Source organism: Bradyrhizobium uaiense (assembly GCF_010811875.1).
GTDB lineage: Bacteria > Pseudomonadota > Alphaproteobacteria > Rhizobiales > Xanthobacteraceae > Bradyrhizobium > Bradyrhizobium uaiense.
In genome coordinates, this window is sequence record NZ_VKHP01000458.1 from 1 (window position 1) to 2343 (window position 2343).

Genomic DNA, 2343 nt, shown 5'->3' on the forward strand with positions numbered 1-2343 from the left:
TCGTCGCCCTGATCGGCGCCAACGGCGCCGGCAAGTCGACGCTGATGATGACGATCTTCGGCCGGCCGCGCGCGCGCGCCGGCACCATCGAATATGATGGCCACGACATCACCGGCGTGCCGACCCACGAGATCGCGCGGCTGCGCATCGCGCAATCGCCCGAGGGGCGGCGGATCTTTCCGCGCATGAGCGTCGCGGAAAACCTGCAGATGGGCGCCGACGCCACCGAATGCAGCGAGGCCGAGCGCGAAGCCGGCCTGGAGCGCGTGTTCGCGCTGTTTCCGCGCCTGAAGGAGCGCGTCGCACAACGCGGCGGCACGCTGTCGGGCGGCGAGCAGCAGATGCTGGCGATCGGCCGCGCCCTGATGAGCCGGCCGCGGCTCTTGTTGCTGGACGAGCCGTCGCTCGGCCTTGCGCCGCTGATCGCGCGGCAGATCTTCGACGCCATCCGCACACTGAACCGGCAGGACGGCCTCACCGTGCTGATCGTCGAGCAGAACGCCAACCACGCGCTGAAGCTCGCCCATCGCGGCTATGTCATGGTCAACGGCCTGATCACGCTGGCAGGAACCGGCGCCGAATTGCTGCAGCGCCCGGAAATCCGCGCCGCCTATCTGGAAGGCGGCCGCCGCGGCTAATGCAGCGTCGATTTGCCTGAAAATTGCCGGTGACTTCGCGGCAAAATCAGCCGAGAATGCCCGCGGTTTTGGGGCCCGGCGTGCCGGGCTCCTCCGCAAGAGGCAACGACCACGAGGGACGTCTCATGAAATCACTGAAGCTGATCGGCCTGGCATTGGGCGCTTCGTTCGCATTGTCGGCGAGCGCATTCGCGCAAGATATCACAATCGCAGTCGCGGGCCCGATGACGGGCTCCGAATCCGCTTTTGGCCGGCAGATGAAGAACGGCGCTGAGCAGGCGGTCGCCGACATCAACGCCGCCGGCGGCGTGCTCGGCAAGAAGCTCGCGCTGGAAGCCGATGACGACGCTTGCGATCCGAAGCAGGCGCGCTCGATCGCGGAAAAGATCGGCTCGTCGAAGATCCCGTTCGTCGCCGGCCATTTCTGCTCGTCGTCGTCGATCCCCGCCTCCGAGGCCTATGCCGACGCCAACGTGCTGCAGATCACCCCGGCCTCGACCAACCCGCTGTTCACCGAGCGCAAGCTCTGGAACGTGGCGCGCGTCTGCGGCCGTGACGACCAGCAGGGCCTGGTCGCCGCCGACTACATCATGAAGAACTACAAGGGCAAGAACGTCGCGATCCTGAACGACAAGACCACCTACGGCAAAGGCCTCGCCGACGAGACCAAGAAGGCGCTGAACAAGGCCGGCTTCCAGGAGAAGATGTTCGAGTCCTACAACAAGGGTGACAAGGACTTCAACTCGATCGTCTCGCGCCTGAAGCGCGACAACATCGATCTGGTCTATGTCGGCGGCTACCATCAGGAAGCCGGCCTGATCCTGCGCCAGATGCGCGACCAGGGCCTGCAGACCGTGCTGATGGCGGGCGACGCCATGAACGACAAGGAGTTCGCCTCGATCACCGGCCCGGCCGCCGAAGGCACGCTGTTCACCTTCGGTCCCGATCCGCGCAACAAGCCGACCGCGAAGGCGATCGTCGAGAAGTTCAAGAGCAAGAACATCGATCCCGAGGGCTACACGCTCTACACCTACGCCGCGATGCAGGTGTGGACGCAGGCCGTCGCCAAGGCCGGCACCACCGACGCCAAGAAGGTGATGGACACCATCAAGGCCGGCGAGTGGGACACCGTGCTCGGCAAGATGGCCTTCGACGCCAAGGGCGACATCAAGGCGATCGACTATGTCGTCTACAAGTGGGACGCCAAGGGCAACTACACCGAGATCAATCCGAAGGGCTCCTGAGCCTCTCGCGCCTGATCCGATCAGAGATACGAAACGCCCCGGTCCGCCGGGGCGTTTTTTTGATCCGAGGCCTGCAAGTCTTACCGCAAGTCCCTGCTCCCGCGTGCGCCGCCGGTTGATGCATCCGCCGCGGCTGCTATACCGGATCGATCGGACAGCAGGCGGATGGACGCATCGTGAAAAACCTTCTCACCGATATTGCCGGCGTCAGCGTCGGCCACGCCGACGACGCCGTGATCGCTTCCGGCGTCACCGCCATCCTGTTCGAGCGGCCCGCGGTCGCCTCGATCGATGTCCGCGGCGGCGGTCCCGGCACCCGCGAGGACGCACTGCTTGCCCCGCATAATGTCGTCGAGGCGATCGACGCCATTACGCTGTCCGGCGGCTCCGCACTCGGGCTCGATGCGGCCGGCGGCGTGCAGGCCTGGCTCGCCGAGCGCGGCCGCGGCTTTCGCATTCGC

3 protein-coding genes are annotated in these 2343 nt (G+C 65.8%); all 3 read left to right on the forward strand.

The annotated features are described in order from the left end of the window. Positions 1 to 638: ABC transporter ATP-binding protein (locus tag FNJ47_RS45655; RefSeq protein ID WP_163163298.1), on the forward strand; the 638-nt coding region annotated here is incomplete at its 5' end. A 125-nt stretch (positions 639 to 763) separates the two neighbouring features. Next, a complete protein-coding gene (locus tag FNJ47_RS45660; RefSeq protein ID WP_163163300.1) occupies positions 764 to 1882 on the forward strand; it encodes a branched-chain amino acid ABC transporter substrate-binding protein in 1119 nt (372 codons plus the stop codon). 176 nt (positions 1883 to 2058) lie between these two features. Beyond that, the coding region (locus FNJ47_RS45665; RefSeq protein WP_175068520.1) for a P1 family peptidase at positions 2059 to 2343 on the forward strand (285 nt) is incomplete at its 3' end.

What these genes read in the sequence shown, in the direction of transcription:
- FNJ47_RS45660 (WP_163163300.1), top strand. Translation starts at nt 764, where the DNA reads ATGAAATCACTGAAGCTGATCGGCCTGGCATTGGGCGCTTCGTTCGCA.